This window comes from Allobosea minatitlanensis (assembly GCF_964020775.1).
This window is the reverse complement of the sequence record NZ_OZ224509.1, coordinates 4651258-4665001: the sequence shown is the minus strand read 5'-3', so window position 1 is coordinate 4665001 and position 13744 is coordinate 4651258. Positions and strand designations below refer to the sequence as shown.

The window sequence follows — 13744 nt, the reverse complement described above, 5'->3', positions numbered from 1 at the left end:
CCATGGTCGCGATCAAGGCGCATGAAGCCGACCGCACGCTCGCGCGCCTCGACCCGGCCTGGCGCCTGGTGCTGTTCTACGGCCCCGATACCGGCCTCGTCTCGGAGCGGGCCGGCCATCTCGCCCGCAAGAGCGTCGACGATCCCGACGACGCCTTCCAGCTCATCCGCATGGATGGGGACGCGGTCGCCGCCGACCCGTTGAAGCTGGTCGACGAGGCCAATACCATCGGCCTTTTCGGCGGCCGGCGCGCGATCCGCGTTTCCGCGACGACGAAGCCCCTGCTGGCCGCCGTCGAGCCTCTCCTGGCGACGCCCTCCCAGGACGCCCTCGTCATCGTCGAAGCCGGCGACCTGCAGCGCAGCAACCCGCTGCGGACCGCCTGCGAAAGGGCCAAAAGCGCGCTGGTGGTGCCCTGCTATGGCGACGCCGCCCGGGATCTCGGCGCGATCATCGACGAGATGGTCCGCGCCGCCGGCAAAAGCATCGACCGCAATGCGCGGGACCACCTCGCCGGGCTCCTCGGCGGCGACCGCCAGACCTCCCGGCGCGAGATCGAGAAGCTGCTGCTCTATCTCGGCGAGGAGCGCATGGTCACCGAAGACCATATCGACGCCGTCGTCGGCGATACCGCCCAGCGCGAGCAGGCGATGCTGGTCGACGCGGTCTTCGCCGGAAAGCTATCCGTCCTGGACCTCGCCCAGGCGAAGCTCGCCAGCGAAGGGCTCGACCCCGGCGTGATGCTCGGCGCGGTGCTGCGGCAGGCCCTGGCCCTGCTCAAGGCCCGGCAGAGCGTCGATGCGGGGCGCGGCGTCAGGGACGTCGTCGGCACGATGCGCCTGCCCTATCCGCGGATCGCCACCACCGAGGCGGCGCTCAACGCCTGGAGCAGCGCGCGCTTGACGGAAGCCGTCGCGGTGCTGGGCAGCGCCGTGCTGGCGACCCGCCAGAACAGCGAAACGGGCCGCGCGACCGCGACCCGTGCCTTGTGGACCCTGGCGCGGCTCAGCCGCAGCAACCGGGGCGATTGATCACGCCTTCAGGCGGCGGCAGAGCGTATCGAGCTGTTCCAGTGTCTTGTAGGCGATCCTGACCTCGCCCGCGCCGCTCGCGCGGTGGGAAATCGTGACCGAGAGGCCGAGCGCCTCTTCCAGCGCCCTCTCCAGAGCGCGCGTATCCGCATCCTTCTCCGGGCGGGGTTTCGCGGCCACGGCGCTCTTGGTCTCGCCCCGCGCCTCTTCCTGGACCACCCGCTCGATATCGCGAACGCTCATGCCTTCCGCGACGATCTTCTTCGCCATCAGTTCCGGATCCGAAACGGACAGCAGCGCCCGCGCATGGCCCGCCGAAACGGCGCCCTCGCTGACCATCTTCCGCACCTGCTCCGGCAGCTTGGACAGGCGCAGCGTGTTGGCGACATGGCTGCGGCTCTTGCCGATGACGCGGGCCAGGTCGTTCTGGGTGTAGTTGAATTCGGCGATCAGGCGTTCATAGCCCGCCGCCTCTTCCATCGGATTGAGGTCGGAGCGCTGGACGTTCTCGACGATGGCGATCTCGAGCGCCTCGCGGTCGTCGGCCTCGACCAGGATGACCGGCACGTCGTGCAGCTCGGCGCGCTGCGCCGCCCGCCAGCGCCGCTCTCCGGCGATGATCTCATAGGCGTCGATCATCCCCGGCAGGGACCGCACGATGATCGGCTGCAGGATGCCGCGTTCACGGATCGAGGCCGTCAGGTCGTCGAGATCGCCCTCCGCGAAGTTGCGGCGCGGGTTGCGCGCGCTCGGACGCAGGAACTCGACCGGGACCCGGCGCTGTCCGCGCGCCCGCTCGATCGCGCCGATCTCATCTCCGACATCGCCGATCAGCGCCGCCAACCCGCGGCCAAGGCGGGAACGCCCCTGTTCTTCGGCCATCGCCATCCCTCGTCAACCTCTGCTTGTTCGTCGAATCACGCGGCCGCCCGCAGGGCGCGCTCGCGCTTGATCACTTCCGAGGCCAGCCGCAGATAGGCCTGCGAGCCGGAGCAGCGCAGGTCGTAGAGCAAGGCCGGCTTGCCATAGGAAGGCGCCTCCGAAATCCGCACATTGCGCGGAATCACCGTCTCGTAGACCTTGTCGCCGAGGAAGCTCTTCACATCGGCCATGACCTGGCCGGAAAGATTGTTGCGCGGGTCGAACATGGTCAGCACCACGCCCTGGATGATCAGGCGCGGATTGAGTCCGGCCCGGACCTGCTCGACGGTCTTCAAGAGCTGGCTCAGGCCCTCGAGCGCGAAGAACTCGCACTGCAAGGGCACCAGCACCGCATCCGCCGCGGTCATGGCGTTGATGGTGATCAGGCTGAGCGAGGGCGGGCAATCGATCAGCACATAGGTCAGGTCCTGGCAGCGCTGGTCGTAGACCAGCTCGTCGATCGCGTTCTTGAGGCGGTGGGCCCGGTCCTTGGCCGAAGCGATCTCCAGCTCGACGCCGAGCAGGTCCAGCGTCGAGGGCGCCAGCGACAGCCCTGGTACGGCGGTGGGCTGCAGGGCCTGGCCGAGGCCGACATCGCCGCACAGGACGTCATAGGTCGAGGATTTGCGGCTGCGCCGATCGACGCCGAGCCCGGTCGAGGCATTGCCCTGCGGGTCGAGGTCGACGATCAGCACCTTCTCGCCGATCGCCGCCAGCGCCGTGCCGAGATTGATCGCCGTCGTGGTCTTGCCGACGCCGCCCTTCTGGTTCGCAAGCGCGATCACGCGCGGGCGGCGCGGCGTGGACACGGATCTGACGTCTGTCATGGATCGGCTCGTCTCTCGGCCGAGCGAACCAGCAGGATGCGCGCGGCGTCGTCAGTCACGGAAGAAACGGTTGTTGCCTGAATCTTCCAATATCTGGCCGAGTCGGTCAATTCCGTATCTAGATGTTGTCCCTTGGGAAAGAGGCCGAGCGCCCCCGTTCTCAACAGCTCTTCGCACCAGTCGAGCAATTGGCTCAGCGGAGCGAGGGCGCGGGCCGTCACCACCTCGACGTTTCCGGCAAAACTGCCGACCACCTGCTCGATCCGGGCCGGATGGACCTTGACCCGCGCGCCGGTCACGCGCGCCGCGTGGCGCAGAAAAGCGCATTTGCGGGCGTTGCTTTCGACCAGATCGATCTGCCCGGCGCCGCGTTCCGCCAGGCAGATGCCGATCACCAGCCCGGGAAAGCCGCCGCCCGAACCGAGATCGAGCCAGCGCTCCCGCTCCGCCGCGAGATTGAAGAGCTGGAGCGAGTCGGCGATATGGCGCGTCCAGACATCGGCGAGCGTGGCGGACGAGACCAGATTTTTCGCCGCCTGCCAGCGTTCGAGCTCCGCCACAAGAAGCGCGAGGCGCTCCTCTGTTTCACGTGAAACAGGCGTCAAGCGTAAAGCATGCTGGCGATCGCTTTTATCAACAGTCACGGCGCGCCTGTGGACAAGCTGGCCGAACGGCTCTTGCGGGCATGGGCCGCCAGCAGGGTCAGCGCCGCCGGCGTCATGCCCTCGATCTTGCCGGCCTGCGCCAGATCGGCCGGCCGGATCGCTTCGAGCTTCGCCTTGATCTCGTTGGAAAGGCCGGAGATCGCGGCGAAATCGAGATCCCCGGGCATCTTCAGCGCCTGATCGCGGCGATAGGCTTCGATCTCCGCCGCCTGCCGGTCGAGATAGACCGCGTAGACGGCGTCGGCGCTCACGCGATCGACCACCGCGGCGGAATAGGCCTTCAGCTCCGGCCAGACAGCGGCGAGCTGCGCGAAGGCGATGTCCGGATGGGACAGGATCTGATAGGCGCTGCGCCGCAGCCCGTCGCGATTGAGCTGCAGCCCTGCGGCTTCGGCCTGCTGCGGCGTCAGGTGCAGAGCCCGGAGCGTCGCGCGCAGGCGTTCGATCTCGCTATGGCGCGCCTGGAAGGCCGCTAGCCGCGCCGAGCCGACGATTCCCAGCGCCCGGCCGGACATCGTCAGGCGTTCATCGGCGTTGTCGACGCGCAGCGACAGGCGGAACTCGGCGCGCGAGGTGAACATCCGATACGGTTCCGTAACGCCATGCGTCACCAGATCGTCGACCAGCACGCCGATATAGGACTGAGCCCGGTCAAACACCGTCGGCGTGGCGCCGCCCGCCAGCCGCGCGGCGTTCAGGCCCGCGAGCAGCCCCTGCGCCCCGGCCTCCTCATAGCCGGTCGTCCCGTTGATCTGCCCCGCCAGGAACAGGCCGGCGACGGCGCGCGTCTCGAGGGTATTGCGAAGCGCGCGCGGGTCAACGAAATCATATTCGATCGCATAGCCCGGCCGCAGCATCGCCGCTCGTTCCAGGCCCGGAATGGTCTTGAGCAGATCGCGCTGCACGTCCTCCGGCAGCGACGTCGAGATTCCGTTGGGATAGACCGTGTCGTCGTCGAGTCCTTCCGGCTCCAGAAAGATCTGGTGGCCGTCCCGGTCGCCGAAGCGGCCGACCTTGTCCTCGATCGATGGGCAATAGCGCGGCCCCCTGCCCTCGATCTGGCCCGAGAACATCGGAGCCCGATGCAGATTGGCGCGGATCAGCGCGTGACTTGCCAGCGTGGTCCGGGTGATCCCGCAACAGATCTGCGGATTGACGATTGTCTCGGTCAGCGCCGAGAAGGGCTCGGGCGGGCTGTCGCCCGGCTGCATCTCGAGCCCGGCCCAGTCGATCGTGCGGCCGTCGAGCCGGGCGGGCGTGCCGGTCTTGAGGCGGCCCAGAGGGAAGCCGTGACGTTCCAGCGTCGCCGACAATCCCAGCGAAGGCGCCTCGCCGACGCGGCCGGCGGGAATCCTGGTTTCGCCGATATGCATCAGCCCGCGCAGGAAGGTTCCGGTCGTCAGCACGACCGTTCCGGTCCCGAATCGACGTCCATCCGCCAGCATGACCGCAACGACGCGGCCGGCCTCGATCTCCACATCGAAGACCTCGCCGGCCACGATATCGAGATTCGGCTGCTCCGCGAGCAGCGCCTGGACCGCTTGCCTGTAGAGCTTGCGGTCGGCCTGCGCGCGCGGGCCGCGCACCGCCGGCCCCTTGCGCCGGTTGAGCATGCGGAACTGGATGCCGCCCAGATCGGCGGCGCGCGCCATCAAGCCGTCGAGCGCGTCGATCTCCCGCACCAGATGCCCCTTGCCGAGCCCGCCGATCGCCGGATTGCAGGACATCACGCCGACCGTGGCCGGCTGATGCGTTACCAGGGCGGTGCGGGCTCCGTAACGGGCGGCGGCGGCCGCGGCCTCGGCTCCGGCATGGCCTCCGCCGACGACCACGACATCGTAGGATCGCGCGAGAACTGACATGCCGATTTCGCTAGCGAAGCCGGGCGGGGCGGTCAATCGTCCTGTGGCCGGCGCGCGGCGCCGCGCTTCTCATTTGCCGATGCAGAACCCGGCGAACAGCGTGTCGAGCACGTCCTCGACCCCGATCCGCCCGACGAGCCGCTCCAGCGCCGAAACCGCCAGGCGCAGATCCTCGGCCGACAGCTCGCTCGGCCCGCCTCTGGATCGGGTCGCCCGCTCCAGCGCCGCGATCGCCGCGGCCACCGCGACGCGGTGCCGTTCGCGCGTCAGCAGGGCCGGTTCGTTCTGGCCCAGGCCGCGCAGATGCGCGACGATCGCCGACAGCAGTTCCGGCAGTCCTTCGCCGCTCCTGACCGAAATCGCCCGTTCGCCGGGCAAGGCCGTCCCGCCGAGGTCGGCCTTGGTCGCCACAGCGATCCGGGACTGGCTCTGCTCGATTCGATACGGCTCCGAATCGATGGCGCGCAATCCCAGAACCAGATCGGCCCGCTCCATCAGGGCCCGCGCCCGCCTGACCCCCTCCGCCTCGATCGGGTCGGTGCTCTCGCGCAGCCCCGCCGTGTCCATCAGCAGCACCGGCAGGCCTTCGAGGTCCAGCCGAACCTCCAGCGCATCCCGCGTCGTGCCCGCAACCGGGGAGACGATCGCGACGTCGCGCCGGGCCAGCGCGTTGAGCAGGCTCGACTTGCCGGCATTGGGCGGGCCGGCCAGGACCACGACGAAACCCTCGCGCACCCGCTCGCCCATCGCGAAGCTGCCGAGCGCCTGGCGCAAGGAGAGCAGCACCGCCTCGGCGATATCCAGCGCCTCGTCCTGCAACGGACCCGCGACGTCGCCCTCATCGGAAAAGTCGATCTCCGCCGCCAGCAGGGTCATCGCCTGCAGCAACTGCGCGCGCCATTGCTCCGCCAGCGTGCCGAGCGCGCCGTCCATCTGCCGCAACGCCTGTCGCCGCTGCCATTCCGTCTCCGAATCGATCAGATCGGCGAGACCTTCCACCGCGGCGAGGTCGAGCTTGCCCGCCTCGAAGGCGCGGCGGGTGAATTCCCCGGCTTCGGCCAGCCTGACCTGCGGTAGTGCCGTCAGATGCGTCAGTAGTGCCGCCAGCACCGCGCGCGAGCCATGCACATGAAATTCAACGACATCCTCCCCGGTGAAGCTGGTAGGACCGGGGAAGAACAGAACGAGTCCCTTGTCGATGACCCGGCCTTGCCGGTCGCGCAGCGCGCGCAGGGTCGCCTGCCGCGGCGGGGGCACGAGTCCGGCCGTCGTTTCGATGACGAATCGAACCCGCGCGCCCGAGACGCGCAGGACCGCGACGCCGGCGCGGCCGGGTGCCGAGGAGAGCGCGACGATGGTAGGCTGGGCCGTCCGATCGATCATGGTGCCGCCCCGGCGCTGGGAAGGAACGCCCGATGAACCGCCTCGCCGGAGCCGCCAGCCCCTATCTGCTTCAGCATCGCGACAACCCCGTCGACTGGTGGGAATGGGGACCGGAAGCCTTCGCCGAGGCGAAGCGCAGCAACCGGCCCGTGCTGCTTTCGATCGGCTACGCCGCCTGCCATTGGTGCCATGTCATGGCCCATGAGAGCTTCGAGAACCCGGCGACGGCCGCCGTCATGAACGAGCTCTTCGTGAACATCAAGGTCGACCGCGAGGAGCGTCCCGACATCGACCATGTCTATATGAGCGCGCTGCACAGCCTGGGCGAGCAGGGCGGCTGGCCCCTGACCATGTTCCTGACCCCGGAGGGCGACGCCTTCTGGGGCGGCACCTATTTCCCGCCCGAGCCGCGCCATGGCCACCCGTCCTTCACGGGCGTGCTGCGGCAGATCTCCGCGATCTTCCAGCGCGAGCCGGGCCGGATCGCCGGGAACGCCGCCGCCATCCGCGATGCCCTTCGGCGGGCCGATGCTGCGAACCTCGCCGCTGTCGTGGAACCGGATCTCGACCATCTCGCCGGGCAGATCGCGGATGCCTTCGATCCGCGCGATGGCGGGCTGAACGGCGCCCCGAAATTCCCCAATCCCGGACTGCTCGAACTGCTCTGGCGGGCGGGATCCCGTCGCGCCGGCATCAGCCCGGCGCTGGCGGCCGCAACCCTGACCCTGGATCGCATGGCCCGCGGCGGCATTCACGACCATCTCGGCGGCGGCTTCGCGCGCTATGCCGTCGATGCACGCTGGCTCGTGCCGCATTTCGAGAAGATGCTCTACGACAACGCCCAGCTCCTGGCGCTCTATGCGCTCGAGGCGAAGCGCAGCGGAAACCTGCTCGCGCGCGAGGCCGCAACGGGCATCGTCACCTGGCTCGAACACGACATGCTCCTGCCGGAAGGGGCGTTCGCCGCCAGCCTCGATGCCGATTCCGAGGGCGTCGAGGGCAAGTTCTATATCTGGTCGCTGGCCGAGGTCACCGCCATCCTCGGCGCCGAGGATGGCGCGCTGTTCGCCCGCTTCTACGACGTCACCGGCCCGGGCAACTGGGAGGAGACGAATATCCTCAACCGGCTCGACCAGCCGGATCCGGATGCCGAAACCGCCTCGCGGCTCGCCGGCCTGAAGCAGCGGCTGCTTGCCGAGCGGGCGAGCCGGGTGCCGCCGGCGCGCGACGACAAGATCCTGGCCGACTGGAACGGGCTGGCCATCGCCGGCCTCGCCCGCGCCTCGGGATTGCTGGACCGGCCAGACTGGCTGGCACGCGCCCAGGGCGCTTACCGTTTCGTTGCCGAATCGATGGCCGATGGCGAAGGCCTCGCCCATTCCTACCGCCTCGGGCGCCGGATCAAGCCGGGATTCGCCCTGGACCACGCCGCCATGATCGACGCCGCGCTGGCATTGCATGATGCCACGCTGGAACAGCACTATCTCGACGATGCCATGCGCTGGTCGGACCATCTCGATCGGCACTACCGCGACCCGGAAACCGGGCTGATCGGGATGACCCGGCTGGAATCCGGCGAACTGCCGGTCCTACCCAGGCCGACCCACGATGACGCCGTGCCCAATGCCCTCGGCATTCACGCCGCAAACCTGGCGAGGCTGGCTGCGAAGACCGCCGATCCCGACCTCCGAGCACGGGCCGAATCATTGATGGCGGCGGCCCTGAAGGCGGCGGCGCGCGCGCCGATGGCGCATGGCGCGATCCTCAACGCCTATGATCTCGTCCGCAACGGTGTCGAGATCGTCCTCGCCGGTCCGGAACGGGCGGCGTTCCACCGGGCCGCGCGGCACCTGCCCTATACCGGCACGATCCTGATCGACTGCGCCGATGCGACGGCGCTGCCGGTCGACCACCCGGCCGCGGCCATGCTTCGGCTGGCCGGCGCCGGCGCGGCCTTCATCTGCTTCGACGGCCGCTGCCTGCCACCCGTCACGGACCCGAATCGATTGCTCGAAGCCATCGCCGCAGCGCGATGAGACCCGCTCGGGGCCGCTCGCCGATCCTGGAACTTGCGGCATTCCGTTGAACCCCCAATCGCCATTGGGAAGGTCACGAAGCTCCAGAAATGCAAACGCCGCCGCTCATCATGAGCGGCGGCGCCGGAATCTGGCCTGATCGCGGAAGGATCAGGTGTTCATCGAATCGAAGAATTCCGAGTTCTGCTTGGTCTGGCGCAGCTTGTCGATCAGGAACTCGATCGCATCCTGCGGGCCCATCGGATTGAGGATCCGGCGCAGCACATAGGTCTTCTGCAGGTCGGCGCGCGGGGTGATAAGCTCTTCCTTGCGGGTGCCCGACTTGAGGATGTCGATCGCCGGGAAGATGCGCTTGTCGGCCACCTTGCGGTCGAGCACGATCTCGGAATTGCCGGTGCCCTTGAACTCCTCGAAGATCACCTCGTCCATGCGCGAGCCGGTGTCGATCAGCGCAGTCGCCACGATGGTCAGCGAACCGCCTTCCTCGATGTTGCGCGCCGCGCCGAAGAAGCGCTTCGGGCGCTGCAGGGCGTTGGCGTCGACGCCGCCGGTCAGCACCTTGCCGGAAGAGGGCACCACGGTGTTGTAGGCGCGGCCGAGGCGCGTGATCGAATCGAGCAGAATGACCACGTCGCGGCCATGCTCGACCAGGCGCTTGGCCTTCTCGATCACCATCTCCGCGACCTGGACGTGGCGCGAGGCCGGCTCGTCGAAGGTCGAGGACACGACCTCGCCCTTCACCGAGCGCTGCATGTCGGTGACTTCCTCGGGCCGCTCGTCGATGAGCAGGACGATGAGATAGCACTCGGGATGATTCGTGGTGATCGACTGCGCGATGTTCTGGAGCAGCACGGTCTTGCCGGTGCGCGGCGGGGCCACGATCAGCGCGCGCTGGCCCTTGCCGATCGGCGCCACAATGTCGATGACCCGCGGCGAGAAATCCTTCTTGGTCGGATCCTGCACCTCGAGCTTCAGGCGCTCGTCCGGATAGAGCGGCGTCAGATTGTCGAAATGGATCTTGTGCTTGATCTTCTCGGGGTCCTCGAAATTGACCGAGTTGACCTTGAGCAGGGCGAAATAGCGCTCGCCGTCCTTGGGGCCGCGGATCGGGCCCTCGACCGTGTCGCCGGTGCGCAGGCCGAATTTCCGGATCTGGGATGGCGAGACATAGATGTCGTCAGGCCCCGGCAGGTAGTTGGAATCCGGCGAGCGCAGGAAGCCGAATCCGTCCTGCAGCACCTCGACGACGCCTTCGCCGAGGATTTCCGTCTCGCGCGCGGCGAGCTGCTTCAGGATGGCGAACATCAGCTCCTGCTTGCGCATGGTGCTGGCGTTCTCGACCTCGACCTCTTCGGCGAAGGACAGCAATTCGGTCGGCGACTTGCTCTTGAGCTCTTGGAGCTTGATTTCCCGCATGGGGCACCCGGATCGTAATCGCCCCGCGACGGCGGGGTAGGGATGATACTGAAGTGATCGAGCTGGACCCGGACCGGGCCTGCGCGGGGGGAAGGCGCGCCATGAGCTGCTGCTGGCAGCGGGCTCACGAACAGTCGACTACAGGGAGGGCGCTGGAGAAGCGCGGCCATCTGATAACGGGAATCGCGATCCGGCTCAAGCGGAAACGACAGCTTCCGTCAGAACGGTTTCACGATCACCAGAATGACGATACCCGCCATCAGCAGCGCCGGCACCTCGTTGAGAATGCGGTAGAAGCGCGCAGGCTTGTCGTTGCGGTCCTCGGCGAAGGCCCTGACCCGCCCGACGAGATAGCCATGGATGGCGGAGAGGATCAGCACCAGCAGGATCTTGGCATGCAGCCAGCCGCCCTTGAAGGCGAAGGCGTACCAGGCGAGGTAGAGCCCCAGCGCCCAGGTCGCGATCATCGCCGGGTTGATGATGCCCTTGAGCAGCCGCCGCTCCATGACCTTGAAGGTCTCCGACTGGATCGAGCCCGTCTGCGCCTCCGCATGATAGACCATCAGCCGCGGCAGATAGAGCATCCCGGCCATCCATGCGATGACGGCCATGACGTGGAAGGCCTTGATCCATTCATACACGGCGAGAGCTCCCTAGCCCCTGACTGCCTTGAGCAGACGCTCGACATGGGCGATCGGCGTATCCGGCAGGATGCCGTGGCCGAGATTGAAAATGAAGGGCGCCCCGGCGAAGGCGGCGAGGATGGCCTCGACCCCCCGCTCCAGCTCCGGCCCGCCGGCCCGCAGAAGCTGCGGATCGAGATGGCCCTGCACAGGCACCAGCGATTGGATCTCCGAGCGCACGAAATCCCGGTCGATCTCGGTTTCGAGGCTGACGGCGTCGACGCCGGTGCCCCGCACATAATCCGGGATCAGGGCTCCGGCGCCGCGCGGAAAGCCGATGATCCGCACCTGCGGATGCGCGGCGCGCACGCCCTCGACGATCCGCCGCGTCGGCGCGATGCACCAGCGCCGGAAATCGTCCGGGGTCAGCACGCCGGCCCAGCTATCGAAGATCTGTACGGCATCGACGCCCGCCGCGATCTGGGCGTTGAGATAGGCGATGGAGCTCGCGACGATGCGGTCGACGATGGCCTGGAAGAGATCGGGGTCGCTGGCGAAGAGTGCCCGCGCCGGCCCCTGATCGGGCGTGCCGCGCCCCGCAACCATATAGGTGGCGACCGTCCAGGGCGCGCCGCAGAAGCCGATGAAGCCGGTCGATCGCGGCAGCGCCGCACGCACCCGGCGGACCGTCTCGATGATCGGAGCGAGCTTGCCCTCGTCGGCCAGCGCGTCGATCTGCGCCAGCCGGTCGGCATCGGCGACTGGTTCAAGCCGCGGCCCTTCGCCCTCGACGAACCAGAGCTTCTGACCGAGCGCCTGCGGCACGACGAGAATATCCGAGAACAGGATCGCCGCATCGAAGCCGAAACGGCGGATCGGCTGGAGCGTCACCTCCGCCGCCAGCACGGGATCGTAGCAGAGCGACAGGAAGCTGCCGGCTTTCGCCCTCGTCTCGCGATATTCGGGGAGATAGCGGCCGGCCTGGCGCATCAGCCAGATGGGCGGGACGGGAAGCGTCTCTCCCGAAAGGGCTCGCAGAAAGGCGGGGCCTTCCCCGGAGGCCGATCTCGCGTTCGTCGTCGAGCCCGTCGGGCGATCCATCTCACGTCCTCTTAAAAAAGAGAATCCTAGAAAGACTCTTCTTTCTTTGACTCTTTGGCAGGGGGAGATAGCCCGCCACAATTTCGTCCACAACCGTTCCACAGGCGGTGGGACAGCAGGTCGCGGGTCGCCGGATACGGAAAGGGCCGGTTAAGGCTTTCTTAACGAATTGGAATCGGCGGGCCGGGCTCGGCCGACCCGAATGATTCACGTGAAACACTTTCTTTACCATGCACAGCGCCGGGCCTGTTGATGGGGAAGCGCGGTTGTCCAGAGGCTCCGCGCCGGCCCGCCGGTTGCGAGTCTTATCCACACTGCTCCTCGGGGGCTTGGATAACCCGCCGGGAGGATGTCGCGTCGCTGCGATTTGCCAAAGCCGCATCAGGCGTTAGAGGAGGAGCAGGCTTCAGCGCGAGGGCTGCCGTGGTCCGCAACTATTTTCACCTTCATCTGGTTTCGGACGCGACGGGCGAGACGCTGATCGCGGTCAGCCGTGCCGCGGCGGCCCAATACGAAACCGTCTCGGCGATCGAGCATGTCTATCCGCTGGTGCGCTCGGAAGCGCAGCTCGCCCGCGTCCTCGCCGAGATCGAATCCTCGCCGGGGGTGGTGCTCTACACTCTGGTCGAGCCGGAATGGCAGGAGAAGCTGGAGAGCTTCTGCCGGGAGCTCGGCTGCCCCTGCCTCTCGGTGCTGCAGCCGGTTCTGTCCCTGTTCCAGTCCTATCTCGGCCAGGTCTCGGCGACGAAGCCGGGCGCGCAGCACGTTCTCAACACCGAATATTTCCGCCGCATCGATGCGATGAATTACACGCTGCTGCACGATGACGGGCAATTGGGCGGCGACCTCGACAATGCCGACGTCATCCTCGTTGGCATCAGCCGGACCTCGAAGACGCCGACGAGCATCTATCTCGCCAATCGCGGCATCAAGACCGCCAACATCCCGCTCGTGCCGAACGTGCCGCTGCCGCCGGAGCTTGACGCCGCCAGGAAGCCGCTGATCGTCGGACTCGTCGCCAGTCCCGACCGCATCGTCCAGATCCGGCAGAACCGCCTGCTCTCCCTGCGGGCCGATGACGAGACGCCCTATGTCGATCCGGCCGCGGTCGCCGACGAGGTCGCCCAGTCGCGCCGGCTCTGCGCCCGCAAGGGCTGGCCGGTGATCGACGTCACGCGCCGCTCCATCGAGGAGACGGCGGCGTCGATTCTCGACCTCCTGCGCGACCACCGCATGAAGTTCATCGCGACATGACGCGGCTGTGGCTCTCGCCGGCGCCGCTGATTCTCGCCTCGGGCAGCCTCACCCGGCGCGACATGCTGGCTGCGGCCGGGCTTCCGGTGGAAACGGCGAAGCCGGAGATCGACGAGCGCGCGGTCGAGCGGCCGCTGGCCGAGCAGGGTGTCGCGGCGGACGGCATCGCCTCGGCGCTGGCGGAGGCGAAGGCGCTTGCCGTGTCGAAGCTCCGTTCCGGCCGGCTCGTCCTGGCCGCCGACCAGACCCTGACCTGCGAGGGACGATCCTTCCACAAGCCGGGGGACGCTGCGGCGGCGGCCGTGCAGATCGCGGCGCTGGCGGGCCGCACCCACGCGCTGCATTCCGCCTTCGCTCTGGCGCGGGACGGAGAGGTGCTTGCCCAGGGTCGGGCGACGGCGCGCCTGACGATGCGCCCGCTCGATGCCGCTTTCATCGAGCGTTATGTCGAGGCCGCCGGCCCGGCCATCCTCGCCAGCGTCGGCGGCTACCAGCTCGAAGGGCTCGGCGCGCAGCTCTTCGCGCGGATCGACGGCGATCATTTCACCATTCTCGGCCTGCCGCTGCTGCCTGTCCTCCAGGCCCTGCGCGATCTCGGCCATCTCGCCCGCTAACCGGATTTCAC

Annotated in this window: 12 protein-coding genes; 4 read left to right on the top strand and 8 right to left on the bottom strand. The window is 67.9% G+C overall.

Annotation, left to right across the window (positions count from 1 at the left end):
* Positions 1-2 precede the first annotated feature (2 nt).
* Entirely contained in the window at positions 3-1031 is a 1029-nt protein-coding gene (gene holA / locus ACWH43_RS22845; RefSeq protein ID WP_158445739.1) for a DNA polymerase III subunit delta, read from the top strand.
* On the opposite strand, the gene ACWH43_RS22840 is transcribed toward holA, so the two are convergent.
* The 5 genes from ACWH43_RS22840 to mnmE all read right to left on the bottom strand — a co-directional run bounded on the left by ACWH43_RS22840 (position 1032) and on the right by mnmE (position 6689).
* Positions 1032-1913 (bottom strand): ParB/RepB/Spo0J family partition protein, encoded by an 882-nt coding sequence (locus ACWH43_RS22840; protein WP_260349634.1) that lies wholly within the window; start codon positions 1911-1913, stop codon positions 1032-1034.
* A 35-nt stretch (positions 1914-1948) separates the two neighbouring features.
* Complete coding sequence (locus ACWH43_RS22835) at positions 1949-2779, bottom strand: ParA family protein (protein ID WP_158445737.1); 831 nt, start codon at positions 2777-2779, stop codon at positions 1949-1951.
* Positions 2776-3384: a 16S rRNA (guanine(527)-N(7))-methyltransferase RsmG gene (gene rsmG, locus ACWH43_RS22830; protein ID WP_260349632.1), complete on the bottom strand. Its 609-nt coding sequence runs from the start codon at positions 3382-3384 to the stop codon at positions 2776-2778. Before rsmG ends, ACWH43_RS22835 begins: the two co-directional genes overlap by 4 nt.
* Positions 3385-3419: 35 nt before the next feature.
* Positions 3420-5306 carry a tRNA uridine-5-carboxymethylaminomethyl(34) synthesis enzyme MnmG gene (gene mnmG, locus ACWH43_RS22825; protein WP_158448131.1) on the bottom strand — a complete coding sequence of 629 codons (1887 nt, stop codon included), beginning with the start codon at positions 5304-5306 and terminating at the stop codon, positions 3420-3422.
* A gap of 69 nt (positions 5307-5375) precedes the next feature.
* Positions 5376-6689: a tRNA uridine-5-carboxymethylaminomethyl(34) synthesis GTPase MnmE gene (gene mnmE / locus ACWH43_RS22820; RefSeq protein ID WP_158448130.1), complete on the bottom strand. Its 1314-nt coding sequence runs from the start codon at positions 6687-6689 to the stop codon at positions 5376-5378.
* 32 nt (positions 6690-6721) lie between these two features.
* Between mnmE and ACWH43_RS22815 the strand changes: the two genes are divergently transcribed.
* Positions 6722-8725 (top strand): thioredoxin domain-containing protein, encoded by a 2004-nt coding sequence (locus tag ACWH43_RS22815; protein WP_158445735.1) that lies wholly within the window; start codon positions 6722-6724, stop codon positions 8723-8725.
* A gap of 150 nt (positions 8726-8875) precedes the next feature.
* On the opposite strand, the gene rho is transcribed toward ACWH43_RS22815, so the two are convergent.
* From rho to hemE, 3 genes are all read right to left on the bottom strand, one after another.
* Complete coding sequence (rho, locus tag ACWH43_RS22810) at positions 8876-10141, bottom strand: transcription termination factor Rho (RefSeq protein WP_158445734.1); 1266 nt, start codon at positions 10139-10141, stop codon at positions 8876-8878.
* A gap of 218 nt (positions 10142-10359) precedes the next feature.
* Positions 10360-10782: a protoporphyrinogen oxidase HemJ gene (gene hemJ / locus ACWH43_RS22805; protein WP_375797050.1), complete on the bottom strand. Its 423-nt coding sequence runs from the start codon at positions 10780-10782 to the stop codon at positions 10360-10362.
* A gap of 12 nt (positions 10783-10794) precedes the next feature.
* Positions 10795-11865 (bottom strand): uroporphyrinogen decarboxylase, encoded by a 1071-nt coding sequence (gene hemE, locus ACWH43_RS22800; RefSeq protein ID WP_158445733.1) that lies wholly within the window; start codon positions 11863-11865, stop codon positions 10795-10797.
* 423 nt (positions 11866-12288) lie between these two features.
* Between hemE and ACWH43_RS22795 the strand changes: the two genes are divergently transcribed.
* The gene (locus ACWH43_RS22795) at positions 12289-13119 is read left to right on the top strand and encodes a pyruvate, water dikinase regulatory protein (RefSeq protein ID WP_158445732.1); all 831 of its coding nucleotides are present in this window, start codon (positions 12289-12291) and stop codon (positions 13117-13119) included.
* Positions 13116-13733, top strand: a complete 618-nt coding sequence (locus ACWH43_RS22790) for a Maf family protein (protein ID WP_158445731.1) — start codon at positions 13116-13118, stop codon at positions 13731-13733. The genes ACWH43_RS22795 and ACWH43_RS22790 overlap by 4 nt, the downstream gene beginning before the upstream one ends.
* Positions 13734-13744: the final 11 nt, after the last annotated feature.

What these genes read in the sequence shown, in the direction of transcription:
- hemE (WP_158445733.1), bottom strand. Translation starts at nt 11,865, where the DNA reads ATGGATCGCCCGACGGGCTCGACGACGAACGCGAGATCGGCCTCCGGG.
- mnmE (WP_158448130.1), bottom strand. Translation starts at nt 6,689, where the DNA reads ATGATCGATCGGACGGCCCAGCCTACCATCGTCGCGCTCTCCTCGGCA.
- ACWH43_RS22840 (WP_260349634.1), bottom strand. Translation starts at nt 1,913, where the DNA reads ATGGCCGAAGAACAGGGGCGTTCCCGCCTTGGCCGCGGGTTGGCGGCG.
- ACWH43_RS22815 (WP_158445735.1), top strand. Translation starts at nt 6,722, where the DNA reads ATGAACCGCCTCGCCGGAGCCGCCAGCCCCTATCTGCTTCAGCATCGC.
- rho (WP_158445734.1), bottom strand. Translation starts at nt 10,141, where the DNA reads ATGCGGGAAATCAAGCTCCAAGAGCTCAAGAGCAAGTCGCCGACCGAA.
- mnmG (WP_158448131.1), bottom strand. Translation starts at nt 5,306, where the DNA reads ATGTCAGTTCTCGCGCGATCCTACGATGTCGTGGTCGTCGGCGGAGGC.
- ACWH43_RS22835 (WP_158445737.1), bottom strand. Translation starts at nt 2,779, where the DNA reads ATGACAGACGTCAGATCCGTGTCCACGCCGCGCCGCCCGCGCGTGATC.
- holA (WP_158445739.1), top strand. Translation starts at nt 3, where the DNA reads ATGGTCGCGATCAAGGCGCATGAAGCCGACCGCACGCTCGCGCGCCTC.
- ACWH43_RS22790 (WP_158445731.1), top strand. Translation starts at nt 13,116, where the DNA reads ATGACGCGGCTGTGGCTCTCGCCGGCGCCGCTGATTCTCGCCTCGGGC.